The sequence below is a fragment of the Methylobacterium tardum genome, assembly GCF_023546765.1.
GTDB lineage: Bacteria > Pseudomonadota > Alphaproteobacteria > Rhizobiales > Beijerinckiaceae > Methylobacterium > Methylobacterium tardum.
In genome coordinates, this window is record NZ_CP097484.1 from 6,509,510 (window position 1) to 6,533,349 (window position 23,840).

Annotated in this window: 19 protein-coding genes and 1 pseudogene; 18 read left to right on the forward strand and 2 right to left on the reverse strand. The window is 69.2% G+C overall.

Going from position 1 to position 23,840, the window contains the following annotated elements; translation table 11 throughout:
- The first annotated feature begins 144 nt into the window (after positions 1-144).
- From M6G65_RS31235 to M6G65_RS31265, 7 genes are all read left to right on the forward strand, one after another.
- Positions 145-894: a pyridoxine 5'-phosphate synthase gene (locus M6G65_RS31235; protein ID WP_238194065.1), complete on the forward strand. Its 750-nt coding sequence runs from the start codon at positions 145-147 to the stop codon at positions 892-894.
- Positions 891-1,301: a holo-ACP synthase gene (acpS, locus tag M6G65_RS31240; RefSeq protein WP_192706600.1), complete on the forward strand. Its 411-nt coding sequence runs from the start codon at positions 891-893 to the stop codon at positions 1,299-1,301. The genes M6G65_RS31235 and acpS overlap by 4 nt, the downstream gene beginning before the upstream one ends.
- 191 nt (positions 1,302-1,492) lie before the next feature.
- Positions 1,493-2,278, forward strand: a complete 786-nt coding sequence (gene lepB / locus M6G65_RS31245; protein ID WP_238194068.1) for a signal peptidase I — start codon at positions 1,493-1,495, stop codon at positions 2,276-2,278.
- Positions 2,275-3,054: a ribonuclease III gene (gene rnc, locus M6G65_RS31250; RefSeq protein WP_238194069.1), complete on the forward strand. Its 780-nt coding sequence runs from the start codon at positions 2,275-2,277 to the stop codon at positions 3,052-3,054. Before lepB ends, rnc begins: the two co-directional genes overlap by 4 nt.
- Complete coding sequence (gene era / locus M6G65_RS31255) at positions 3,051-4,025, forward strand: GTPase Era (RefSeq protein ID WP_238194071.1); 975 nt, start codon at positions 3,051-3,053, stop codon at positions 4,023-4,025. The genes rnc and era overlap by 4 nt, the downstream gene beginning before the upstream one ends.
- A gap of 407 nt (positions 4,026-4,432) precedes the next feature.
- Positions 4,433-5,338, forward strand: a complete 906-nt coding sequence (locus M6G65_RS31260; RefSeq protein WP_238194073.1) for a class I SAM-dependent methyltransferase — start codon at positions 4,433-4,435, stop codon at positions 5,336-5,338.
- Positions 5,335-6,075: a pseudouridine synthase gene (locus M6G65_RS31265; RefSeq protein ID WP_238194075.1), complete on the forward strand. Its 741-nt coding sequence runs from the start codon at positions 5,335-5,337 to the stop codon at positions 6,073-6,075. The genes M6G65_RS31260 and M6G65_RS31265 overlap by 4 nt, the downstream gene beginning before the upstream one ends.
- Here M6G65_RS31265 and M6G65_RS31270 read toward each other — a convergent pair.
- Positions 6,024-9,119 carry a patatin-like phospholipase family protein gene (locus M6G65_RS31270; protein WP_250103309.1) on the reverse strand — a complete coding sequence of 1,032 codons (3,096 nt, stop codon included), beginning with the start codon at positions 9,117-9,119 and terminating at the stop codon, positions 6,024-6,026. The genes M6G65_RS31265 and M6G65_RS31270 overlap by 52 nt on opposite strands.
- A 459-nt stretch (positions 9,120-9,578) precedes the next feature.
- On the opposite strand from M6G65_RS31270, the gene M6G65_RS31275 reads away from it, so the two are divergent.
- The 7 genes from M6G65_RS31275 to dxr all read left to right on the forward strand — a co-directional run bounded on the left by M6G65_RS31275 (position 9,579) and on the right by dxr (position 15,798).
- Positions 9,579-10,646 (forward strand): 30S ribosomal protein S2, encoded by a 1,068-nt coding sequence (locus M6G65_RS31275; protein ID WP_238194078.1) that lies wholly within the window; start codon positions 9,579-9,581, stop codon positions 10,644-10,646.
- 118 nt (positions 10,647-10,764) lie between these two features.
- On the forward strand, positions 10,765-11,691 hold the full coding sequence (gene tsf, locus M6G65_RS31280; protein WP_238194079.1) for a translation elongation factor Ts: 927 nt from the start codon (positions 10,765-10,767) through the stop codon (positions 11,689-11,691).
- A gap of 95 nt (positions 11,692-11,786) precedes the next feature.
- Entirely contained in the window at positions 11,787-11,930 is a 144-nt protein-coding gene (locus tag M6G65_RS31285; protein WP_250104333.1) for a hypothetical protein, read from the forward strand.
- A 196-nt stretch (positions 11,931-12,126) separates the two neighbouring features.
- Positions 12,127-12,849 carry a UMP kinase gene (gene pyrH, locus M6G65_RS31290; protein ID WP_192706609.1) on the forward strand — a complete coding sequence of 241 codons (723 nt, stop codon included), beginning with the start codon at positions 12,127-12,129 and terminating at the stop codon, positions 12,847-12,849.
- Positions 12,850-13,159: 310 nt separating this feature from the next.
- Positions 13,160-13,723: a ribosome recycling factor gene (frr, locus tag M6G65_RS31295; RefSeq protein ID WP_020092978.1), complete on the forward strand. Its 564-nt coding sequence runs from the start codon at positions 13,160-13,162 to the stop codon at positions 13,721-13,723.
- 19 nt (positions 13,724-13,742) lie between these two features.
- The gene (locus M6G65_RS31300; protein WP_238194081.1) at positions 13,743-14,600 is read left to right on the forward strand and encodes a phosphatidate cytidylyltransferase; all 858 of its coding nucleotides are present in this window, start codon (positions 13,743-13,745) and stop codon (positions 14,598-14,600) included.
- 19 nt (positions 14,601-14,619) lie between these two features.
- Positions 14,620-15,798, forward strand: a complete 1,179-nt coding sequence (gene dxr, locus M6G65_RS31305) for a 1-deoxy-D-xylulose-5-phosphate reductoisomerase (RefSeq protein WP_238194083.1) — start codon at positions 14,620-14,622, stop codon at positions 15,796-15,798.
- Positions 15,799-15,852: 54 nt separating this feature from the next.
- Here the strand turns inward: dxr and M6G65_RS31310 are convergent, their stop codons facing one another.
- Complete coding sequence (locus M6G65_RS31310) at positions 15,853-16,491, reverse strand: TetR/AcrR family transcriptional regulator (protein WP_238194085.1); 639 nt, start codon at positions 16,489-16,491, stop codon at positions 15,853-15,855.
- Between the two features lie 139 nt (positions 16,492-16,630).
- Between M6G65_RS31310 and M6G65_RS31315 the strand changes: the two genes are divergently transcribed.
- From M6G65_RS31315 to bamA, 4 genes and pseudogenes are all read left to right on the forward strand, one after another.
- Complete coding sequence (locus M6G65_RS31315; protein ID WP_238194087.1) at positions 16,631-17,881, forward strand: HlyD family secretion protein; 1,251 nt, start codon at positions 16,631-16,633, stop codon at positions 17,879-17,881.
- The gene (locus M6G65_RS31320) at positions 17,878-19,662 is read left to right on the forward strand and encodes a DHA2 family efflux MFS transporter permease subunit (protein WP_430929583.1); all 1,785 of its coding nucleotides are present in this window, start codon (positions 17,878-17,880) and stop codon (positions 19,660-19,662) included. The genes M6G65_RS31315 and M6G65_RS31320 overlap by 4 nt, the downstream gene beginning before the upstream one ends.
- Positions 19,641-20,795 carry a M50 family metallopeptidase gene (locus M6G65_RS31325; RefSeq protein ID WP_250103310.1) on the forward strand — a complete coding sequence of 385 codons (1,155 nt, stop codon included), beginning with the start codon at positions 19,641-19,643 and terminating at the stop codon, positions 20,793-20,795. The genes M6G65_RS31320 and M6G65_RS31325 overlap by 22 nt, the downstream gene beginning before the upstream one ends.
- A gap of 426 nt (positions 20,796-21,221) precedes the next feature.
- A pseudogene (gene bamA / locus M6G65_RS31330) lies at positions 21,222-23,791 on the forward strand (outer membrane protein assembly factor BamA).
- The last annotated feature ends 49 nt before the right edge of the window (positions 23,792-23,840 follow it).

A 23,840-nucleotide genomic window follows, 5' to 3' on the forward strand; every position in this document is an offset into this window, starting at 1 on the left:
CGTCCCGAGCGCCGAGCGTCGACGGCCCGTCTTGTCGGGGCGGCCAAACGCCAGCATATCGCAGCTACGGAGCGTCGGCATGACGCGCGCCAAATCTTGCTTGCAGGCCTGTCGAACCGCGCCGACACGGGGACGAACGAGCGGATGACTTCCGAAAAGCTGCGCCTCGGCGTCAACATCGACCACGTCGCGACCGTGCGCAACGCGCGCGGCGGCGATTATCCCGACCCGGTGCGGGCCGCGCTGCTCGCCGTCGAGGCGGGGGCCGACGGCATCACCGCGCACCTGCGCGAGGACAGACGCCACATCCGCGACACGGACATCGCGGCGCTGAAGCGCGGCCTCGCCGTGCCGCTCAACTTCGAGATGGCCGCCACCGACGAGATGGTGGCGATCGCGCTGGACACCCGTCCCCACGCCGCCTGCCTCGTCCCGGAGAAGCGCGAGGAGCGCACGACCGAAGGCGGGCTCGACATCATCGGCGGCCGCGACCATCTCGCCCCCCGCATCCGGGCCCTGGCGGAGGCCGGCATCCGGGTCTCGCTGTTCGTCGAGCCGGAGCCGGCCGTGATGGATGCGGCCCGCGCCCTGGGGGCGCCGGTGGTAGAGCTCCACACCGGCAGCTATTGCGAGGCCGCCCTGGAGGCGGACGCGGCCCACACCGCGCGCGAACTCGCCCGCATCCGGTGGGCGGCCGAGCATGGGGCGGCTCTCGGTCTGGAGATCCATGCCGGGCACGGTCTCACCCTCGGCAGCGTCGGCCCGGTCGCGGCTCTGCCGCAGATCCGGGAGCTGAACATCGGCCACTCGCTGATCGCCGACGCAATCTTCGTCGGGCTCGCCCAGGCCGTTCGGGACATGCGCGCCGCCATGGACCGCGCGCGGACACCATGATCATCGGGATCGGCTCGGACCTCTGCGATATCCGCCGGATCGCCCGGACCCTGGAGCGTCACGGCGAGCGCTTCACGCATCGGGTCTTCACCGACGGCGAGCGGGCCCGCTGCGACCGGCGGGCTGCCCGCGCAGAGGGCTACGCCCGCCGCTTCGCCGCCAAGGAGGCCTGTGCCAAGGCTCTGGGCACCGGTCTCAGCGCGGGCGTGTTCTGGCGGGACATGGAGGTGGTCAACCTGCCTTCCGGCCAGCCGACCCTGCGACTCGCTGGCGGCGCGGCGGCGCGGCTCCAGGAGCTGCTGCCGGCTGGCCACGAGGGGCGCCTCCACGTGAGCCTCACGGACGATCCACCCATGGCACAAGCCTTCGTGATCATCGAGGCGCTGCCGGTGGCCGGCATCGGGTAAGATCCGGCAGCGCGGATTAGCCGGCCGCTCTCGCGCGTTGCGGGGGGCTCGCGCTTGGTCTAGACCGCCGCACACAGCGGACACGATTGCGGCGCATCCCTCGGGACAACCGCACATCTAAGCCGCGCGCGGCGGGGCCGCGCCCCGCTGGCGGCAGGCGACGGAACCTCAACCGAAGACGGGACGCGCGCGTGGATTACGACGGCAAGCCGCTCAGGAAACCCGCCGAGACCGGCACCTGGGCCAGCATCCGCGAGACGCTGAAGGTCGGCATCCAGGCGCTACTCATCGCCCTGGTGGTGCGCACGCTGCTGTTCCAGCCGTTCAACATCCCCTCCGGCTCGCTGGTCCCGACCCTGCTGATCGGCGACTACCTGTTCGTCTCGAAATACTCCTACGGGTACTCGAAGTACTCGCTGCCGCTCTCAGAATATATTCCGGTCCAGGCGGATGGACGGGTATGGGGTGCCGAGCCGAAACGCGGCGACATCGCGGTGTTCAAGCTGCCCAAGGACAACGCGACCGACTACATCAAGCGCGTGATCGGCCTGCCGGGCGATAAGATCCAGATGATCGACGGCGTGCTCAACATCAACGGCAAGGCTGTGAAGCGCGAGCGCATCGCCGATTACGAGACCACCGATCCCTACGGCCAGGCGACCAAGGTCCCGCAATATCTCGAGACGCTGCCGAACGGCGTGGTCCACCGGGTGATCGAGCGCGACGGCGACAACGGCTTCTGGGACAAGACCGAGCCCTACACGGTCCCGGCCGGTCACTTCTTCATGATGGGCGACAACCGCGACAACTCGACGGATTCGCGCGACCTCGCCAATGTCGGCTACGTTCCGTTCGCGAATCTCGTGGGGCGGGCCGAGATGATCTTCTTCTCGATCGATGAGGGCACACCGGCGTGGCAGGTGTGGAACTGGCCGGCCCATGTCCGCTGGTCGCGCCTGTTCACGACGATCCATTGACCGGTTCGGACTTGGACGACGCGGCGCAGCCTCGATCCTCCGCGCGGACGCGACGCGCCCACAAGCCACGCCCGCCGCTCGGCGCGCTCGAGGAACGGATCGGCCATCGTTTCGCCGATCAGGACCTGCTCACGCGCGCCCTGACCCACACCAGCAAGGCGAGCGGGCGGGGCGGCAGCTACCAGCGCCTCGAATTCCTCGGCGATCGCGTGCTCGGTCTCGCGGTGGCGGACCGCCTCTACGGCGCCTTCGCCGACGCGGACGAGGGCGACCTCTCGCGCCGGCTCGCCGCGCTGGTGCGGCGGGAGACCTGCGCGACGGTTGCCGCGTCGTGGGAGGTCGGGCCGCACCTGATCCTCGGCCAGGGCGAGGTGATGGGCGGCGGCCGGCGCAACCAGACGATCCTCGCCGATGTCTGCGAGGCGATTCTCGGCGCCATTTACCTCGATGCCGGGTTCGACGCCGCCCGGGCCGTGGTCGAGGCGCATTTCCGGCCGGGCGAGCCGACGGCCGCGGCGCGCGGCCGCGACGCGAAATCCGCCTTGCAGGAATGGGCGATGGGGCGGAGTCTGCCGATCCCCACCTACGCGGTGGTTGAGCGGACCGGCCCCGATCACGCGCCCCGGTTCCAGATCGCCGTCCAGGTCGAGGGTCTTGAGCCCGGCCTCGGCGAGGGCACATCGAAGCGGATCGCCGAGCAGGCGGCCGCCCAGGCGTTATTGGAGCGGGAGGGGATCGGGGCCCTGCCGGAGGCGGGGCCGACGGAGACAGCATGAGCGAGAACGATCAGGACGACGGCCCGACACCAGCAGCGGCCGGCAACGCGGCCTCGGCCCTTCCGGGTACGCCCGCGGACGCCCGGGCGGGCTTCGTCGCGCTGATCGGCGTTCCGAATGCCGGCAAGTCGACGCTCCTGAACAACCTGGTCGGGACCAAGGTCTCCATCGTCTCCCGCAAGGTGCAGACGACCCGGGCGCTCGTGCGCGGCATCTTCATCGAGGGCTCGGCTCAGGTCGTGCTCGTCGACACGCCCGGCATCTTTGCGCCCAAGCGCCGCCTCGACCGCGCGATGGTGCACTCGGCCTGGAGCGGCGCGGCGGATGCCGACGCGGTCTGCCTGCTGGTCGATGCCCGCAAGGGCGTGGACGCCGAGGTGGAGGCCGTGCTGGGCCGTCTCGGTGAGGTGAGGCGCGAGAAGTTGTTGATCCTCAACAAGATCGACCTGATCCCGCGCGAGCGGCTCCTCGACCTCGCCGCGAAGCTCAACGCTGCCTCGCCCTTCGCCGAGACGTTCATGATCTCGGCGCTCAACGGTAGCGGCGTCGATGATCTGCGCCGCGCGCTGGCGGCACGCATGCCGGCCGGACCGTGGCTCTATCCGGAGGATCAGGTCTCGGACGCGCCGCTGCGCATGCTCGCGGCCGAGATCACCCGGGAGAAGATCTACGACCGGCTGCACGAGGAACTGCCGTACCGCTCCACGGTCGAGACCGACCAGTGGCAGGTCAGATCGGACGGCTCTGTGCGCATCGAGCAGACGATCTTCGTCGAGCGGGAAAGCCAGCGCTCCATCGTCCTCGGCAAGGGCGGCCAGACCATCCGGTCGATCGGGCAGGCGGCCCGGATCGAGATCGCCGAGGCGGCCGACGCCAAGGTCCACCTGTTCCTGCACGTGAAGGTGCGGGAGAACTGGGCCGACGATCCGGCCCGCTACCGCGAGATGGGCCTCGAATTCCCCCGGGGGTAATGCGCCTCGCCGGGGTCCTTTCGCTGCGTCCGACAGTGACGACGTGAGACGGTTTCCGGCTGAAGTCCCCGGGTGACGGACCCTCCGTCATCACGAGCGCAGCGATCGGACCTAGGGCAGCAAGACCTCTTCGGCTGTGGCGCTGCTGGATTGCTTCGCTCCGCTTGCAAAGACGGGCAGGCCGAAGCGATCGCCTGAACGGATGGGAGCATCGGGCGGAGCCCAAGCCCGATACGGGTGCTTCGACGCCCTTCCGGGGCTCTGTGATCCGCCCGGAAGGCTGGGCATCCGGGCCGGTTCCGGTATAAACGCGGTGTTCCCCCCGGATGAACCGAGTCGGGCGCGGGTCTCCCCGCTCCGCAGCGGATTCGCGTTCCGGATCCGGTTCTCAAGATCCCGAATCCTTCATGCGCCATGCCGTCTACGGCCTGCCGCCGGTGGACCTCGCCGAGGTCCCCGGCGATGCCGTCCAGCTTTCCCCGTTGATCCCCGGCGCCGCCCGGCTGGAGGATCTGCCCGAGAACAGCCTCGACACGGCGACCGTGCTGGCGCCACCCGGAACGGTCGAGCGCCGCTACGTGCTGGCCCAATTGCTGCGGGCCCTGGGCCCCGGCGGCCGCATGGTCGCCCTGGCCCCGAAGGACCGGGGCGGCACGCGCCTCGCCAAGGAACTGACGACGTTCGGCTGCGCCGCCGCCGACCAGCCGCGCCGGCATCACCGGATCTGCACGGCCGAGCGCCCGCAGGTTCCGGCCGGCCTCGCGGAGGCGATCGACGAGGGCAGTCCGCGCCACGTCGACAATCTCGCCCTGTGCACGCAGCCCGGGATCTTCTCCTGGGACCGGCTCGATGCCGGCACGGCGCTGCTCCTGGCGAACCTGCCGAGCCTGAAGGGCCGCGGCGCCGATTTCGGCTGCGGTCTCGGGATCCTGTCCCGGGCGCTGCTCGGATCCGACGCGGTGACCGCTCTGACGCTGGTGGAGATCGATCGCCGGGCCGTCGAGATGGCGCGCCGCAACGTCGCCGACCCGCGGGCCACGATCCACTGGGCGGATATCCGCACCCCCGGCGTGGTGCCGGACGGTCTCGATTTCGTCGTGACCAACCCGCCGTTCCACGAGGGCGGAGCCGAGGACCCGTCACTCGGCCGGGCCTTCATTGCCCGGGCCGCCGAGGTGCTGCGGCCGGGCGGCGCGTTCTGGCTCGTGGCCAACGCGCACCTGCCCTACGAGGCGACCCTGCGCGAGTCGTTCCGGGCCGTCACCGTCGCCGTGCAGGCGAATGGCTTCCGGGTCTACGAGGCCCGCCGGTGAGCGCGGCGAAATCCGTCCGGCTCGACAAGCTCCTCGCCAATCTCGGCTACGGCTCGCGGCGCGAGATCCAGGGCCTCGCCCGCGCCGGCGCGATCCGTCTGGACGGCGTCGAGCTGGAGGATGCCGGCGATCGCATCGCCCTCGATCCGGACCTGCCGGATCGCCTGACGATCGACGGCGCGCCCCTCGATCCTTTGCCGGGCCTGTGCCTGATGCTGCACAAGCCGCTGGGCGTCACCTGCTCGCACAAGGAGGCCGGTCCGCTGGTCTACGGGCTTCTGCCCGAGCGCTGGCGCCGCCGCGACCCGCCGCTCTCCACCGTCGGCCGGCTCGACAAGGAGACGTCGGGGCTGCTGCTGCTCACCGACGACGGGGCGCTGCTGCACCGGATCATCAGCCCGAAGGCCAGCGTGGCGAAGCGTTACCGCGTCACCCTGGACCGGCCGTTGACCGGGCGGGAGGCGGAGATCTTCGCCGCGGGGACGCTGATGCTGGAGGGCGAGGAGCGCCCGCTGCTGCCGGTGCGGCTCGACGTCGAGGATGCCACACGCTGCGCCGTGACGCTGACGGAAGGCCGCTACCATCAGGTCCGCCGAATGTTCGCCGCGGTCGGGAACCACGTCGCGGCGCTGCACCGGGATCGGGTCGGAGGGCTCGATCTGCCGGAGGATCTGGCGGCTGGGGCCTATCGCGTCATGAGCCAGGAGGCCGTCGCGCGCGTGTTCGCCGCATGCTGACGGCCTGGGTCTACGGGCTGGCCGGGGGCAGCCCGATCCCGCTGTGCCTTCCGCGCTAGACGCTGAAGTCCGTCGAACAGGTGCTCCAGCCCGTTCGCGGATGGCGCTGGGTCTGCGCCTTCGCCGGGTGGGGCGTTCGACAGATCGATGAGGCAATCCATCAGGTACTCGCCCAGCCGCCGATAGCTCTCGAAATCACTCTCAGTGAAGAATTGGTTCAGGGTGCTCTCGTGCGGGAAGCTCGTTTTGCGCTTCTGCATCGCCAGCAGTTCCACCGGCGCATCCGGCGGCAGCCACGCCTTCAGGTAGATCAAGCGGCCCGTCTGCGGCGGTTCATCCTCCGTCGTCTTCCGATAGAGAATCTCCGCAAAGGCCCCCTGGGCCTCCAGCTTGGCGTCGCCGACACGGATCGGCGGGAGGAAGGTGATCTCCGCGCCGAGGTCGATACGCGCGTACTCGATGGTCCGGGTGAGATCCTCGTAGGCGTAATGCTGGTCCTGCCCGGCATCGATGGCGAGGATCATGCCGCAGCGTCGGCGCAGCATCTCGTAGATACCGAGATTGTCGAAGTGGCCGCCGTCCGAGAGGTAGACGTACGGACGCTTCAGGCTTGCTTGACCCAGCAGGTCGTAGAGCAGGACCCCGACGGCGTTGCGTGGGCCGGCGCGGCCGAGCTGCTTCGGGTCGTCCACGACCGCCGGGTTCGGAAGCCACGCCCCCAGCCGGACATTGAACAGCGTCATCACGCTCGCGATCAGGGGCGCCGAGTGATAGCCCATATTGGGGCTCGCGGCGGCGCCGGAGATCGTGATCGCTGTACCGAGGCTGATGCCTTTGCGCTCATCGAGCAGGCCGGTCTGCTTCTCGTCGCCGGCATACGAGTCGCTGCGCACATAGGCGCCCTTCGGGTCCGCCATGTTCTCTTTCAGATCGAGCGCCGCGGAGCCGCAGCGCAGCGGCGTGATCGTGAACGACACCGCCTTGCGCTCGGCCCGCGCCGGATCCTCACCGACCGTGCTGTTGAGGGCGACGTTGATGACCGGAAACAGGCGATTACCGCCCGACGGCCGGTCGAAGGCGTCCGCCACGCGCAGGTTGTCGGCCGGATCGAAGCCCGTGAAACTGTCCGGATGCCGGCTCTCGGGCTTGCGGGCCGCGCCCAGGAAGGCGCGCGTCAGGCGGTTGCGGTAGACCGCGTGCATCGAGAAGCGATTGAGGTTGATCGCGAGGCCGAGGCCCCAGGCGAGTCCGGCGCAGGCCGCGGCGACGGTAAAGGAGAGGACGGAGATCCCGAATATTCCGGGCTCGGCCGGGGCGGCGATCCGGGCTGCGGTCGCTCCGATCAGGATCGCCATGCCGTGGCCGATCAGCGCGAACAGGGTGGCTCCGAACACGATGACGGCGACGTTGGCGATCGCGGCGAGCGGCAGTTGAAGCGCGGGCGCGGGGCTGCCGACGGTGCGCGGCGTGAAGACCGTCGCGGCGCTTCGCCCGATCCAGGCCACGAGGCCCCCCGAAGCCAGACCGCCGCCTGCCAGCGTCTTGAAGGCGCCGCCACTGAGCAGCGCGAGCCCGGCGCCGCCGACCACCACGACGGCGCCGCCCGCGGTGCCGGCCAGGATGACGAGGAGTTTGGCGCCGCTCATGCGGGCAAGCCATTCTCGATCGAGGTCGCCGCGGATCCGCTTATGGCGCAACGCGACGAACACCGTCGTTCGCAGTGTCTCCGCCACACCGACCCAGAGCGGGCCCGCAATGGCGAGCCAGAACAGGCCACCGTCCCGCGCGAGGGCGATGCCCGCCCAAAGGAACGCGCAGGACAGTGCGGAGCCGGCCAGCCAAGGAAGGAAGCCTTGCGCGAGCACGGCGAGATGCTTTTTGCGCGGGTCGATGGGTCTCCCGCTCCGCATAATCGGCTCGTAGCGCCGTCGCGCGATAAGGAGATACGCAATGAGGTAGGCCAGGACGCACGCACCGGCACTCGAGACCGGTAGCCGCCACAGATCGGCGACGGAGGGGTAGCCGGGGCGCGTGGGCCGTACGCAGGCCGTTGCCGAGACCGCCGCGCCGCAGGATCGGCCATCCGCCGCAAGCGACGAGTCCCTGGCGGCGATCCGCAGGGCTTCGCGCACAACCGCGGTCAGCGGCGCCTGGCCGTCTGCCCGCGGGCACGCCGCCGGCGTGCTGGCGGGGCATGCCCCGTCGGGCCACGTGCCGAACACGGTCTGCGCGTGCCGGATCTGTGCAGGTGGCAGGACGGTGTCGGCGACCATCAGCGGGACCAGCACGCACCAGGCCAGCATCGGCACGACGACCACGGCCAGAATTTTCTGCCACGGTATTCCGTAAGGGCCCTGTCTCGGGGGGCTCGCCTCCGGGTCGGGATGATAGTGGCTGGGCAGGTAGAGGATCGAAGCCGCCGCGCCTGAGATCAGACCGAGGAAGGCGACCAGCGCGACCAGCATCTTGATCGGACTATCCACCGGGACCCCGACCATGGCCGCCGTCAGGGCGAAATGCCCGAGGGGCAGGCTCGCCACCGCGCTGAAGATCGGCAGGAAGATGAGCCAGTTGACCAGCGTATTGCGGATCCACAGCAGGATACCCGCCAGGGTATCGAGGGACAGTAGGCCCGCCTGCGGCGCCAGGAAGCGCGTATAGCGGCGCAGCTGCCGGACCGGTGCCGCCTCGCCTTCGTGAGCGCGTCTGCCGATCGTCCGCGTGATCGCCGGGATGACCCGCTGCGCCTTGTCCTGATCGGCGATGAACCGCGTCAGCCAGGATCCGATATATCCGCCACCCGAGACGGTGGAGAGATAATGGACGTTCTGGAGCAGCGCGTGCTTCCGATCCGCCAACGATCGCAGGACGCCCAGACACAGAGCGGCGCTGCGCACGCCACCGCCCGATAGGCAGAGGGCCGCTGGCCGGGTGTCTCCGTCGAGGCCGAGCGCTTGCTGTTCTTCGGCAAAGGCTGTCTTCCAGTCGACGCGCAGCTCGGGTGGTTTCTCCTCCGATGCCCCCGCAGGATTGACCGACGCCATCGTTGACGATCTCCCCGACAAGCCGCGGACCAGCGGCGCGCATGGTTCGGCGCACCGCGTCGGCTCATCGAGCGACGGGCGGCGTGTCGAAATTCAATCTATTGATTTCAAATTGTTCGTATTCGAGTCCGATCGGCAAATTGTATTCTACGAATACAATCTAGATCAGAAATAATTGCTGGCGCAAGGCGATTTTCGGACGCCGATTGGCGTGGTGCCGCAGGACGGCAACGCTCGATCGAACGGGCGTGGAGATCCTTTCGAGATGGAATCCGCGGCTGCTCGCGCCGGCCGGATCGCACCTGACGGACTTGCTGCGGGGCGCACACTCTGCTAAGCGCCCGTCTATCCCACACGCGGAGCCGGCCTCATGCCTGAATGAGGCGTTTCCGGTGGTCGTCCGAGCATTCGGGCGGCCGCATCCCTCCGCGGCGGATTTAACCGGAGAGCACAAAAGACATGGCCGTCGATTTCTCTATGCGTCAGCTCCTCGAGGCGGGCGCCCATTTCGGTCACCAGGCCCACCGCTGGAACCCGAAGATGCAGCCGTACATCTTCGGCACCCGCAACAACATCCACATCATCGACCTCGCCCAGACCGTGCCGGCGATGCACCAGGCGCTGCAGGCGGTGAGCGACACCGTCGCCAAGGGCGGCCGCGTGCTGTTCGTCGGCACGAAGCGCCAGGCGGCCGACACGATCGCCGAGGCGGCCAAGCGTTCGGCCCAGTACTACGTCAACTCCCGCTGGCTGGGCGGCATGCTCACCAATTGGAAGACCATCTCGGGCTCGATCTCGCGCCTGCGCAAGGTCACCGAGACGCTGGAGACCGGCGGCCCGGGCCTGACCAAGAAGGAGCGCCTGATGCTCTCCCGTGAGAAGGAGAAGCTCGAGAAGGCGCTCGGCGGCATCAAGGACATGGGCGGCGTGCCGGACCTGCTGTTCGTGATCGACACCAACAAGGAGCAGCTGGCGATCAAGGAGGCGAACCGCCTCGGCATCCCGGTGGCCGCCATCGTCGACACCAACTGCAACCCGGACGGCATTACCCACATCGTCCCGGCCAACGACGACGCCGGCCGCGCGATCGCGCTGTACTGCGACCTGATCGCCAAGGCCGCCATCGACGGCATCTCGCGCGCCCAGGGCTCGTCGGGCATGGATCTCGGCGCCTCCGAGGAGCCGATGGCCGAGGAGCTGCCGGCCAACGACGACGCGGCCGTCTCGGTCGAGTCCGACGCCCTCGACCCGGCGGACGTGGCGATGCTCGCCGAGTCGACCGAGCATTTCGAGCTGCTCGCCGCCCCGCGCGGCGCGCCGGACGACCTGACCAAGCTCAACGGCGCCGGTCCGCAGATCGTGCAGAAGCTGAACGACGCCGGCATCTACCATTACTGGCAGCTCGCCGCGATGACCCCCGAGGACGTCGCCAAGGTCGATGCCGACTTGAAGCTCAACGGCCGCATCGACCGCGATTCGTGGGTCTCGCAGGCCCGTGGCTTCGTCGAGGCCGCCGCCGCGGCCTGATCTATCGGGACTCCGCGACGGCCCCGTCATCGGGACGTCGCGGTTCCAGGCATACCGGGCCCGGCCGCTCACCCGCGCGCCGGGCCTCTCTCATCCAGACCACACGAAAGGGATCGCCATGGCCAACATCACCGCCGCGATGGTGAAGGAGCTCCGGGAGAAGACCGGCGCCGGCATGATGGACTGCAAGGGCGCGCTCAACGAGACGCAGGGCGACATCGAAGCCGCCGTCGATTGGCTGCGCAAGAAGGGTCTCGCCAAGGCCGCCAAGAAGGCCGGCCGCGTCGCCGCCGAGGGCCTGGTCGCCGTCGAATCCGCCGGCCATCACGCCGCGGTGGTCGAGGTGAACTCCGAGACCGACTTCGTCGCCCGCAACGATGCCTTCCAGGCCTTTGCCCGTGAGGCCGCCAAGATCGCCCTGAACACCGACGGCACGCTGGAGGGCCTCCAGGCCGCCCACTTCCCGGGCGCCACCGAGACCGTCTCCGAGAAGCTGCAGGCCCTGATCGCCACGATCGGCGAGAACATGAACCTGCGCCGGGTCACCAAGCTCGAGGTCAAGAAGGGCGTCATCGCCTCCTACGTGCACAACCAGATCTCCGAGGGTCTCGGCAAGATCGGCGTGCTCGTGGCGCTGGAATCCGAGGGCGACGTCGACGCGCTGTCGGCGCTCGGCCGTCAGATCGCCATGCACGTCGCCGCCACGAATCCGGTGGCTCTCGACGCCTCGGGCGTCGACGCCGCCACGGTGGAGCGCGAGTCGAACATCCTGCGCGAGAAGAACGCCGGCAAGCCGGACCACGTCCTCGCCAAGATCATCGAGAGCGGCCTGAAGAGCTACTACAAGGAGGTCACCCTCCTGGATCAGCCCTTCGTGCACGACGGCTCGAAGACGGTAAGCCAGGTCCTCAAGGAGGCCGGCTCCAAGGTCGGTGGCCCTGTGACCCTGACGGGCTTCGTCCGCTACGCGCTGGGCGAGGGCATCGAGAAGGAAGAGGGTCCGGACTTCGCCACCGAAGTCGCCCAGCAGGCCGGCCGCGCCTGATCGCACCGGCCTCGTGTGATGTGAGCCCCGTCCGGCGCGAGCCGGGCGGGGCTTCGTGTTTTCGCAGGCCGGTTTGTGTTCCACGCCGGATCGTGTTGCGGCGCACACGCCATTCTGCCGCGCTGCGCTACGTTCTGCGCATGGCTTTGAAACCCTTCTCCTACCTCATGATCGGCGTGTTCGCGTCCGGTCTCGCAATGACCGTCCTCGGCGCCGTCGGCGTTCTGGCCGGTAGCTGAAACCGGGCGCCGGCCTGCCCTCGATCAGGCCGGCGCCTCGCCCGCGCACGAAGGGACCGTAAGACATCCGTTCGTGCGTGGGTCCCAATTCGATTGGGACGACTCACCGGATCCGCCGCAACCCCTCGACGCGGCTCCCGCGCCTGACGTAGAAGCCTCCCGGCTTGCGCGATACGGGATGGAGCCGGGAGACCCGATGCCGGATACGACGCCGTTTCGCCGGATCTTGCTGAAGCTGTCGGGCGAGGCTCTGGCCGCCCCGGACGGCTATTGGCTCCATCCCCCGACCCTGGCGGGGTTGGCTGAGGACATCGCCCGCACGATCGAGGCGGGCGCCGAGATCGCCATCGTTGTCGGCGGCGGCAACATGATCCGCGGGGCCCGGATCTCGGCGGCCGGCTGGATCGACCGGGCGACCGGCGACTCGCTCGGCATGATGGCCACCGTCATGAACTCTCTGGCCATCGAGACCGCGCTGAACGCCGCGGGTGTCCAGGCCCGCACCATGTCGGCGGTCTCCATGCCGACCATCTGCGAGACCTACGCCCGTCAGCCAGCTCTGCATCACCTCGACAAGGGGCAGGTGGTCGTTCTCGCCGGCGGCACCGGCAACCCGTTCTTCACCACCGACACCGCCGCCGTCCTGCGCGCCGCCGAGCTTCGCTGCGACGCCGTGCTCAAGGCGACGCAGGTCGACGGGGTCTACTCGGCCGATCCCAAGACGGACCCGAGCGCGACCCGCTACGACCGCATTACCCACGACGAAGCGATCGCCCGCGATCTGAAGGTGATGGACACCGCCGCCTTCGCGCTCGCCCGCGAGAGCAAGCTGTCGATACTGGTCGGCTCGCTGCACCCGCCGAGTTCGATCGCCGCGATTCTGTCGGGTGAAGCGCCTTCCACCCTCGTGGCGCCCTGACGGAGCCGTCTGTCCGACGGCGTTCCGGTGCCGGCAGCCGACACCGTCATACCGGGGCCGCACGCCGGCGCCCGGGATCCGGCCCGCCGGCAGGCCAGAGCAAGGCACCGTCCGGGGTTCTGGTTTCCGGGCTCGCCGTCGGGGCCCCGGACTGACGGCGGACGTTGCGCCTGCCCGTTCCACCGGCCCTGACGGGCTTGGGCGTCATCCGACCGGAAGACGGTTTGCGGCCCTGAAAAATTCGTCCATTGAGGCCGCGACTGCCCGCGCCGGGCTAGAAGACCACGTCAGACGTCTCGGGACGACCCTCATGGCCACACCGGAATTCGATCTCAACGACATCAAGCGCCGCATGCAGGGCGCTGTGTCTTCTCTCTCGAAGGATCTCGGCTCGCTGCGCACCGGGCGCGCCACGCCCTCGCTCCTCGACCCGATCCAGGTCGACGCCTACGGCTCGATGATGCCGATGGCCCAGGTCGCCACCGTCAGCGTGCCGGAGCCCCGGCTCCTGTCGATCTCGGTCTGGGACCGCAGCATGGTCACGGCCGTCGAGAAGGCGATCCGCGAATCCGACCTCGGCCTCAACCCGCAGACCGAGGGGCAGACCATCCGGCTCCGCATCCCCGAGATGAACGAGCAGCGCCGCAAGGAGATGGTCAAGGTCGCCCACAAGTACACCGAGGAGGCCCGCGTCGCCGTGCGCCACGTGCGCCGGGACGGCCTCGACCACCTCAAGAAGCTCCTGAAGGACAGCGCCATCTCGGAGGATGACGAGAAGCGTCAGGCCACCGACGTTCAGAAGGCGACCGACCAGTACATCGCCGAGATCGACGGCGTGCTGGCCTCCAAGGAGAAGGAGATCATGCAGGTCTGAGGCGAAGGACGGGACGCGCGTGACCTCCGCCGCCGCACCGGCCGCGCGTCCCTCGGGACGGCGCGAGCTGTGGCTGCGCGTCGCTTCGGGCCTCGTGCTCGGGGCCGGCGTGCTGGCCGCTTTGGTCTATGGCGGCTGGCCCTTCGCGGGGATCTGGCTCGCCGCCGGCATCGTCGGCTTCGCCGAGTGGATGGTGATGAGCCGTACCGAGCCCCGCGAGGTGCTGATCGCGCTGGGCGCGGCGACGCTGGGCGCCCTGCTGCTCTGCCAGCGCGGCGGCGCCCCGACGCCGGCCTGTCTCGCAGTCCTGCTGCTCGGCGCCGCGGCCTGCGCCACGGTGGCCCGGACCGGCCGGGGGCGGCTCCGTGCCTTCTTCGGCGTGCTCGGCGCGGCCGCGATCGCCGCGGTGCCGGTGGCCCTGCGCGACGATCCCGCCATCGGCCTCGTCGGGCCGGCCTGGATGTTCGCGGTGGTCTGGTCCACCGACATCGCGGCCTACTTCGCCGGCCGGAAGATCGGCGGCCCCAAGCTGATGCCCCGGGTCTCGCCAAACAAGACGTGGTCGGGAGCCCTTGGCGGCCTCGTCGGCGCGGTCGCGGCCGGGACGATGGTGCCGGTGGTTGCCGACCTCGCCGGAATGACCCTGCCCAGTGCCGCCTCCCTGCCGGTGGTGGCGGGCGTGAGCGCGCTGGCCTCCGTCCTGAGTCAGGCGGGGGACCTGATCGAATCCGGTCTCAAGCGCCATTACGGCGTGAAGGATTCGGGCAAGATCATCCCGGGCCATGGCGGTGTCATGGACCGGCTCGATGGATTCTTCGCGGTCGCCCTTCTGGCGGCCCTGTATCTCGCCCTGCGCGGGGGCGGTCTGATCGCGTGACGATGAGGGAGTTGAACCCGTGACCCAGATCGTCACCGTCTTCGGCGCCACCGGCTCGATCGGCCGCTCGACCGCCGACTTGCTGGCCCAGCATGCCGACCGGTTCCGCGTCGGAGCCCTGGTCGGCGGCAAGGATCCCGTCGCGCTGGCCAAGGTCGCCCGCGAGCTGAACGCCTCGTTCGCGGCGCTCGCCGACGAATCCGCCGGCCCTGCGCTCGCCGAGGCCCTGTCGGGCTCCGGCATCCCGAGCGGAGCGGGGGAGGGGGCCGTCATGGAGGCCGTCGCCCGGGACGCCGACATCGTCGTTGCGGCGGTGAGCGGGGCGGCAGGGCTGAAATCGACCCATGCGGCGCTCCGCCTCGGCCGCAAGGTCGCGCTGGCCAACAAGGAGAGCTTGGTCTGCGCCGGCGACGCCTTCATGCGCGACGCTGCGCGCTATGGCGCCACGATCCTGCCGATGGATTCCGAGCACGACGCCCTGAGCCAGGCGCTCGCCGGCCGGCCGCTCGCCGACGTCCGCACCATGATGATCACGGCGTCCGGTGGTCCGTTCCGCACCTGGAGCCGCGAGCGGATCGCCGCCGCCTCCGCGGCCGAGGCCGCCGCCCATCCGACGTGGTCGATGGGCATGAAGATCAACATCGATTCGGCCAGCCTGATGAACAAGGGCCTCGAGCTGATCGAGGCGCACCACCTGTTCGGCATCGAGCCCGAGCGCCTGGACGTCGTGGTGCACCCGCAATCGGTGATCCACGGCATGGTCTACTGGCTCGACGGCGCCGTGACCGCCGAGCTGGCGCTCCCCGACATGCGCGTGCCGATCTCGCACTGTCTCGGACTCGGCGACCGCCTGACCATCGAGCGCGGCCGGCCCCTCGACCTCGTGAAGCTCGGATCGCTCACCTTCGAGGCGGCGGACGAGGCGCGCTTCCCGTGCCTGCGGATCGCCCGTGCGGCGCTGGCGGCGGGCGGTGCTGCGCCGACCGTGATGAACGCGGCCAACGAGATCGCGGTGGCGGCCTTCATCGCCGGCCGGATCGGCTTCTACGGGATCAGCGATCTCGTCGAGCGCGCCTGCACGCACTTCGCCGGGCAGTACCGCTCGGCGCCGGCCGACGTCGACGAGGCGCTCGCCATCGACGCCCATGTCCGCGTCTGGAGCGCCGAGGCGCTGCCGGAGCTGCGCGCGGCGGGCTGAACCCCGTTTTCGCGGGCGCAGCGAAGCCAAGACGGTCGCCGCCGGAGCCGCGCTTCAGCGCTCCGGCCCGTACCCGGCCAGGAACATCCGCACCGCCTCGTCGACCTGATGGCGCATCTGGGCCGCGTCGGCGATGCCGCCGGCCCCGAACAGCAGCCGGGTCAGCAGGCCCGCCTGGCACAGGTGCAGGAAGTGACGGGCCGCGAGTTCGGTATCGGCGATCCGCAGCCGGCCGGCCGCGACCTGCGCATCAAGATAGCCCGACAGGCGCTCGACGCCGCAGGCCGGCCCGGCCTCGTAGAAGGCCAACCCGAAACGCGGGAACTTCTCGCAGGCGCCGATCACCATCCGGACCACCGAGACGTGCTCCGGCCGGCACATCTCGGTCAGGAAGCTGGTGCCGAGCCGCGCCAGCACACCCGGCACGTCCGGATCTCCGGCATCGAGGGTGAAGAGCGCCTCGGCGAGGCTGGTCTTCTCCTGGATGATCAGCGCCTCGAACAGGTCTTCCTTGTTCTCGAAGTAGACGTAGAGCGTGCCCTTGGAGACACCGGCCGCCCGGGCGATCTCACCCATGCTGGCGCCGTCGAAACCCGCCGACAGGAACACCGTCCGCGCACCGTCGAGGATCTGCCGCCGCTTGTCGCCTTCGTGCTGGGCCTGACCCCGCTCCAGCACCGCACCCTGTGCCATCGTTCCGCTCCGCGTCCGAGACGCCGCCACGCTTGACCGAACCGTTCGGTCAACGTAATCTGCGGTGTCTTCCGAGGCGCGTCAAGACGCGTCCTCCCCATTGACCGAACGGTTCGGTCAGTCACCTTGAGGCGCTGAGATGTCCCTTCGCGAGGACGCGGATCGGCCCACATCCGGTATCGAGAACCCTGCCGAGACCGGCGCGGACGAGCGCGCGGAGCATGCGGCGCCCCGTGCGCCGGTCTCCGCGACGGCTGCGCCGGCAAGCGCGGTGGCGCCTTCGGAAGCGCCGCGGCGCAAACGGCCCCTCAGGAGGCTCGTCCTGCTCGGAGTGCTGGCCGCCGCACTCACGGGCGGTGCCTATGAGGGCTGGCAATGGTGGACCGTCGGACGGTTCTTCGTCGCCACTGACGACGCCTACGTCCAGGCCGATATCTCGGTGCTGGCCGCGAAGGTGCCGGGCTATCTCGAGGCCGTCCCGGTGGTGAACGGACTGTCGGTGAAGAAGGGCGCCGTCATCGCCAAGCTCGACGACGGCGATTACCGCCTCGCGCTCCAGGCCGCGCAGGACAAGCTCGCGACCCAGGAGAGCACGATCGCGCGGATCGGCCGGCAGGCCGAGGCGGCGCAGGCGCAGGTCGCCCAGGCTGCCGCGCAGCTCGACGCGACCCGCGCCGACGCCGTCCGCGCCCAGGCGGACTTCACCCGGGCGACGCAGATGCAGGCGGACTACGTCGCCAAGTCCCGCATCGACCAGACCCGCGCCGACCGCGACCGGACCGAGGCTTCGGTCAAGGCCATGGAGGCCGGCCTCGTCGCGGCCCGGGCCAATGTCGACGTTCTGCAGGCGCAGAAGCGCGAGGCGGAGAGCCTCGCGGCGGAGCTGCGCACCGCCGTCGACCGGGCCCGGCGCGATCTCGATTTCACGGTGATCCGCGCGCCGTTCGACGGCGTGGTCGGCAACAAGGCCGTCGAGGCGGGCGCCTACGTGTCGCCCGGCACCCGGATCGCCGCCCTCGTGCCGCTCCAGAGCGTGCGGATCGACGCGAACTTCAAGGAGACGCAGGTTCAGCGCATGCGTCCCGGCCAGCCGGTCACGGTCACGGTCGACGCCTATCCGGACCGCGAGATCCACGCCGTGGTCGAGTCGTTCTCGCCCGCCTCCGGCTCGGTGTTCAGCCTGCTGCCGCCCGACAACGCGACGGGGAACTTCACCAAGATCGTCCAACGTCTGCCCGTGCGGGTGCGCGTGCCCGAGGACGTCGCCCGCGAGGGTCTGCTGCGGCCGGGCCTGTCGGCGGTGGTGCGGGTCGATACCCGCGTTGGTGCGGACCGATCCGTGCTGGACCGGGCCGCCGGCGACCGGCCGGTCAGCACCGCTAGCCGCTGAGGCAGGCCGTGGCCACCGCCGCCGCCATCCCCGCGGGCGCGCCGGCGCGCGCCGCCGAGCCGCCGCTGGACCGCCGCCGCATGGTGGCGTTCCTCTGCATGGTCTTCGGGATGTTCATGGCGATCCTGGACATCCAGATCGTCTCGGCCTCCCTGAACGAGATCCAAGCCGGCCTCTCCGCCTCGGGCGACGAGATCCCCTGGGTTCAGACCAGCTACCTCGTCGCCGAGGTGATCTCGATTCCGCTCTCCGGCACCCTGTCGCGGGTGCTCTCCACGCGCTGGATGTTCGCGATCTCGGCCGGCGGCTTCACCGCCATGAGCCTGATGTGCGCCACCTCCTCGTCGATCGGCGAGATGATCGTCTGGCGGGCCGCCCAGGGCTTCATCGGCGGTGGCATGATCCCCACCGTCTTCGCCGCGGCCTTCACGATCTTCCCGCCCTCAAAGCGGACCATCGTCTCGCCGATGATCGGCCTCGTGGCGACGCTGGCGCCGACGATCGGCCCGACCGTGGGCGGCTATCTCACCGACCTGATGTCCTGGCACTGGCTGTTCCTGATCAACGTCGTGCCGGGCATCTTCGTGACGGTCTCGACCTGGATCCTGGTCGATTTCGGCGAGCCCAATTACGGCCTGATCAAATCGTTCGATTGGGCCGGGCTGGCCTTCATGGCCGGGTTCCTCGGTTGCCTCGAATACGTTCTGGAGGAGGGCCCGAACCACGACTGGTTGCAGGACGAGGCTGTCTTCACCTGCGCGGTGATCTGCGGGACCTCGGCGCTGCTGTTCTTCTGGCGGGTGTTCACCGCCAAGCAACCGATCGTCGACCTGCGCGCCTTCTCGGACCGGAATTTTGCCAGCGGCTGCGTCGCCAGCTTCGTGCTGGGCATTGGCCTCTACGGGCTGACCTACATCTACCCGGTCTATCTCGCCCGGGTGCGCGGCTACTCGGCGCTGATGATCGGCGAGACCATGTTCGTTTCCGGCCTGTGCATGTTCGCGACGGCGCCGATCGCGGGCCGCCTGTCCGGCAAGGTCGATCCGCGCCTCATGATGGGGCTCGGCTTCGTCGGCTTCGCCTGCGGGACCTGGATCGTCACCGGTCTCACCAAGGACTGGGACTTCTACGAGCTGCTGCTGCCGCAGATCCTGCGCGGCTGCTCGCTGATGCTGTGCATGATCCCGATCAACAACATCGCGCTGGGCACGCTGCCGCCGGCGCGCATGAAGAACGCGTCGGGCCTGTTCAACCTGACGCGCAACCTCGGCGGCGCGGTCGGCCTCGCGCTGATCAACACGATCCTCAACGATCGCTGGGACCTCCATCTCACCCGGCTTCACGAGCGCTTCACCTGGGCGAACACGGCCGCGCTGGAGCGCCTCGACACGCTGCAGCGCGGCTTCGATTCCTACGGCAGCGCCGCGCCCGGCATGGCGCTGCAGGCGATGACCAACACGGTGCGGATCCAGGGTCTGGTGATGGCCTTCGAGGACGTGTTCCTCGCGCTCACGGCGTTGTTCCTGGCGATCGCCTGCGCCGTGCCGCTGATCCGCCGCCCGAACGCCGTGGCGGGCGGGGTGGCGGCCACTGACGCTCCCGTCCGGCAGGCGCGATCGGAGCGTGCGGAATCGGACGGCGCGTGCGACCTTCGGCAGCCTGCGCGCAGGATTGCGTTGGCAGGGGGCAGCCCCGATCTGCTAGAACGGTTCGATGCCTGGCCCGAGAAGCCGGCGCGAAGACGGCCAGGGAACGGCTTATGGACTTCCTCAACGCGATGACCGGCACCGCCGGCGGCTTCTTCGGCGCCGTGATCCCGTTCCTGTTCGTGCTCACCGTCGTGGTGTTCGTGCACGAGATGGGCCACTTCCTGGTCGGGCGCTGGTGCGGAGTCGGCGTGCACGCCTTCTCGCTCGGCTTCGGCCCGGAGCTGTTCGGCTTCAACGACCGCCGCGGCACCCGCTGGAAGCTCTGCGCGATCCCGCTGGGCGGCTACGTCAAGTTCCACGGCGACGTGAACGGGGCGAGCATGCCCGATCCGGAGGCGGTCGCCCGGATGAGCCCGCAGGAGCGGGCGATCAGCTTCCCGACCCAGCCGGTATCCAAGCGCGCCGCGATCGTCGCCGCCGGGCCGGTGGCGAACTTCATCCTGGCGATCCTGCTCTTCGCCGGGGCGATCTGGCTCGGCGGCCGCTACGAGCTGCCCGCCCGGGTCTCGTCGGTGGAGCCGGGTAGCGTCGCCGCCCAGGCCGGCTTCCAGCCGGGCGACGTGATCACCGCCATCGACGGCGAGAAGATCGGCGACTTCAACGCCATGTACCGGACGGTGACCGGCAGCGCCGGGACGCCGCTGACCTTCACGGTCGAGCGCAACGATCAGTCGATCACCATCCAGGCGACGCCGGCCACCTTCGAGGACAAGACGCCGTTCGGCCGTCACCGGATCGGCCGCCTCGGCATACGCTCGCCCGCCGGCTCGGAAGCCCGGCTGGTCCGCTACGGGGCGCTCGATTCACTCGATCTCGGGGTGCGCGAGACCTACTTCGTCGCCGAGCGCACCTTCTCGTATCTCAGCAAGCTCGCCACCGGCCGCGAATCCGCCGACCAGCTCTCCGGCCCAATCGGCATCGCCCGCGTTTCCGGCGAGGTCGCCAAGACCGGCGGTGTCGGCGGCCTCGTCGGGCTGATCGCGCTGCTCTCCGTCTCGATCGGCCTCCTGAACCTCTTCCCGGTGCCGCTGCTCGATGGCGGCCACCTGCTGTTCTACGCCTTCGAGGTGGTGCGCGGCCGTCCGCTGAGCGAGCGCGCCCAGGAGATCGGCTTCCGCATCGGCCTCGCCCTGGTCCTGATGCTGATGCTGTTCGCGGCTTGGAACGACATCCTCAACCTCGGCGCGTCCTGGCGGAACACCTGACGCGCCGCCGCCTCGGGCGGCCGCTTGGGTATCCTGTCCGTGGTCCACGGGAAAGGATGCCCCATTCCCGCCGCGATCTCGCCAGGAGACCGCCCTGAACAGGCCCTCGCGCGGGTCGAAATCTCGGTTAACGCTGCGTTCGCAGGGGCGACGACGGGTCTGAAAAGGCTCGTCGTCGCAAGCGTTTACGGGTCGTTCACCACGATTTGCGGTTTGCCCACAGGCTGACCGCACCGTTAAGTGGCGCGAAGGCCACGACCCCCAAAATCCCCTGACGATGGCCTCCCGCGCGTTTGCTTGGCAGGGGAATCCCGCTAAGAGCTACGCTTGGACCGAAGCCACGCTTGGACCAGGTGACGGGACGACCGGTCAACGGTCGCCTGAGACGGGCTAACCCCCGCGACCAGAACAGAAACGGGCGATTGCATGATGTCGTTGACGGGGAAGCGCCGACGCAAGTCGGTGCGGAGAACCATCGTCCTAGTCACCGCGGGTCTTGGCGTTGTCCTGAGCGGAGCCGCTCAGGCGCAGCAGATCGTCGTCCAGGGCAACCAGCGCGTCGATGCAGATACGATCCGGTCCTACGTGACCGGAACGGCCTCCGGCTCCGCCGAGGAGGCCCGCCGCAACCTGCTGGCGAGCGGCATGTTCTCGGACGTGAAGGTCGCTCAGTCGGGCGGGCGCACGGTGGTGACCGTCCGCGAGAACAACCTGATCAACCGGGTGGTCTTCGAGGGCAACAAGAAGGTCGAGAAGGCGACCCTCGAGGGGATCGTCGAGGCCAAGGCCCGCGGCCCGTACAGCGAGGCGATCATCAACGCCGACCTCGCCCGCATCCGCGACGTCTACAAGCGCTTCGGCCGCGGCACCGCCAAGGTTACCTACCGCACGGTTGATCTGCCCAACGGCCGCGTCGACGTGATCTACCAGATTGACGAAGGCGATAAGACCGGCATCATCTCGATCAATTTCGTCGGCAACAACGCCTATTCGGAGCGGACGCTGAAGGGGCTGATGAGCTCCTCGGAGATGAACTTCCTGTCGTTCATCAAGACCTCCGACGTCTACGATCCCGACCGCATCACCAACGACCTCGATCAGGTCCGCCGCTACTACCTGAAGAACGGCTACGCCGACTTCCAGGTGGTCAGCGCCGACGCGCGCTACGTCGAGGGCGAGACCTCGGGCTACGTCATCACCGTCACGGTGAGCGAGGGCGAGCAGTACAAGGTCGGCGCCGTGCAGGTGGATTCCCGCCTTCCGGGCCTCGACACCGCGCAGCTCAACAGCGACGTCGCCACCGCCGTGGGCGACGTCTACAACGCGGACGACGTCGAGAAGACGCTCAACAACGTCACCCGTCAGGTCAACCGCGCCGGCTACCCGTTCGCGCAGGTCCGCCCGACCGGCCAGCGCGACCCGGGGAGCCACCAGGTCTCCCTCGGCTTCGTGGTCGAGGACGGCCCGCACGTCTACGTCGAGCGGATCAACATCCGCGGCAACACCCGGACCCGCGACTACGTCATCCGTCGCGAGCTCGATATCGCCGAGGGCGATGCCTACAACCGGGTGCTGACCGACCGCGCCGAGCGGCGGCTGAACGGCCTGGGCTTCTTCAAGAAGGTCCGCTTCTCCAACGAGCCGGGCTCCGCCCCGGACCGCGTGGTCATCAACATCGACGTTGAGGATCAGCCCACGGGTTCGTTCTCGGTGGCGGGCGGCTACTCCACCCAGGACGGCATCATCGGCGAGGTCTCGGTCTCCGAGTCGAACTTCCTCGGTCGCGGCCAGTACGTCCGCCTCGCCGGCACGGGTGGCCAGTACTCGCGCGGCGTCGACTTCTCCTTCACCGAGCCGTACTTCCTCGGCTACCGCCTCGCGGCGGGCTTCGATGCCTTCTACAAGTACTCCGACCTGACCCGGTACTCGCGCTACGAGACCACGGTGTACGGCGGCCAGCTGCGCCTCGGCCTGCCGATCACCGAGGAGTTCGGCATCACCCTGCGCTACTCGCTGTACAACACCGAGCTGAAGGTGCCGAACACCCTCAAGCGGCCGTACAACGACTGCTCGATCCCGATCCCCGGCTACACCGCGACCTACGCGGCGGGCACGATCGACCCGAACACGGGCCGCAACATCGGCGGCCGGCGCTCTACCCGAACTGCGCGTATGACGGCGAGGCGTCGATCGCCATCAAGGGCTCGCAGGGCAACACTCTGACCTCGCTGGCCGGCCTGACGCTCGCCTACTCGACGCTCGACGTGATCGGCGCGCCGCGTAACGGCCTCTATGCCGAGCTGAAGCCCGACGTCGCGGGCCTGGGCGGCGACTCCAAGTTCTTCCGCGTGACCGCCGATGCGCGGTACTACAAGGAGATCTTCGAGGACGTGGTCGGCTTCGTCCGGTTCCAGGGCGGCCACATCTCGGCGATCGACGGCAAGCCGCTGCGGGTGACCGACGAGTTCTTCCTCGGCCCGTCGCTGGTCCGCGGCTTCGCGCCCAACGGCATCGGCCCGCGCGACGTCGGCATCGCCGACGCCCGCTCGAACGCGATCGGCGGCTCGACCTATATCGGCGGTACCCTCGAAGTGCAGTTCCCGCTGCCCCTCGTTCCGCGCGATCTGGGCCTGAAGGGCGCGCTCTTCGCCGACGCCGGCACGCTGTTCGGCTACAACAGCCGCCGCAACTTCGACGTGAACGGCGACGGCTTCATCAACGGCACGTCGCCGATCACCGGGCGCTGCAACTTCAACGCCTTCAACGTCGGCGTCGAGCCGGAATGCGTGAACGTCCGCGACAGCGCCACGATCCGCTCCTCGGTCGGTGCGTCCATCCTGTGGAACTCGCCGCTCGGCCCGATCCGCTTCGACTACGCCTACGCTCTGACGAAGGATGAGGGCATCGCGGTCTACGTGCCGATCCTCGGCAAGTACGGGCACGTCGGCAAGGATCAGACGCAGGCGTTCCGCTTCTCCGGCGGCTCGCGCTTCTGATAAAAATCTCGCGCGTCGGCCGGTTTGTCCCGGCCGACGCGTTGTCGAA

Bases quoted from the DNA above. Each gene is read 5' to 3' on its own strand.
- era (WP_238194071.1), top strand. From the start codon at position 3,051: ATGAGCGAGAACGATCAGGACGACGGCCCGACACCAGCAGCGGCCGGC.
- M6G65_RS31325 (WP_250103310.1), top strand. From the start codon at position 19,641: ATGGACTTCCTCAACGCGATGACCGGCACCGCCGGCGGCTTCTTCGGC.
- M6G65_RS31235 (WP_238194065.1), top strand. From the start codon at position 145: ATGACTTCCGAAAAGCTGCGCCTCGGCGTCAACATCGACCACGTCGCG.
- frr (WP_020092978.1), top strand. From the start codon at position 13,160: ATGGCCACACCGGAATTCGATCTCAACGACATCAAGCGCCGCATGCAG.
- pyrH (WP_192706609.1), top strand. From the start codon at position 12,127: ATGCCGGATACGACGCCGTTTCGCCGGATCTTGCTGAAGCTGTCGGGC.
- M6G65_RS31260 (WP_238194073.1), top strand. From the start codon at position 4,433: ATGCGCCATGCCGTCTACGGCCTGCCGCCGGTGGACCTCGCCGAGGTC.
- acpS (WP_192706600.1), top strand. From the start codon at position 891: ATGATCATCGGGATCGGCTCGGACCTCTGCGATATCCGCCGGATCGCC.
- tsf (WP_238194079.1), top strand. From the start codon at position 10,765: ATGGCCAACATCACCGCCGCGATGGTGAAGGAGCTCCGGGAGAAGACC.
- M6G65_RS31270 (WP_250103309.1), bottom strand. From the start codon at position 9,119: ATGGCGTCGGTCAATCCTGCGGGGGCATCGGAGGAGAAACCACCCGAG.
- M6G65_RS31315 (WP_238194087.1), top strand. From the start codon at position 16,631: ATGTCCCTTCGCGAGGACGCGGATCGGCCCACATCCGGTATCGAGAAC.
- M6G65_RS31310 (WP_238194085.1), bottom strand. From the start codon at position 16,491: ATGGCACAGGGTGCGGTGCTGGAGCGGGGTCAGGCCCAGCACGAAGGC.
- M6G65_RS31275 (WP_238194078.1), top strand. From the start codon at position 9,579: ATGGCCGTCGATTTCTCTATGCGTCAGCTCCTCGAGGCGGGCGCCCAT.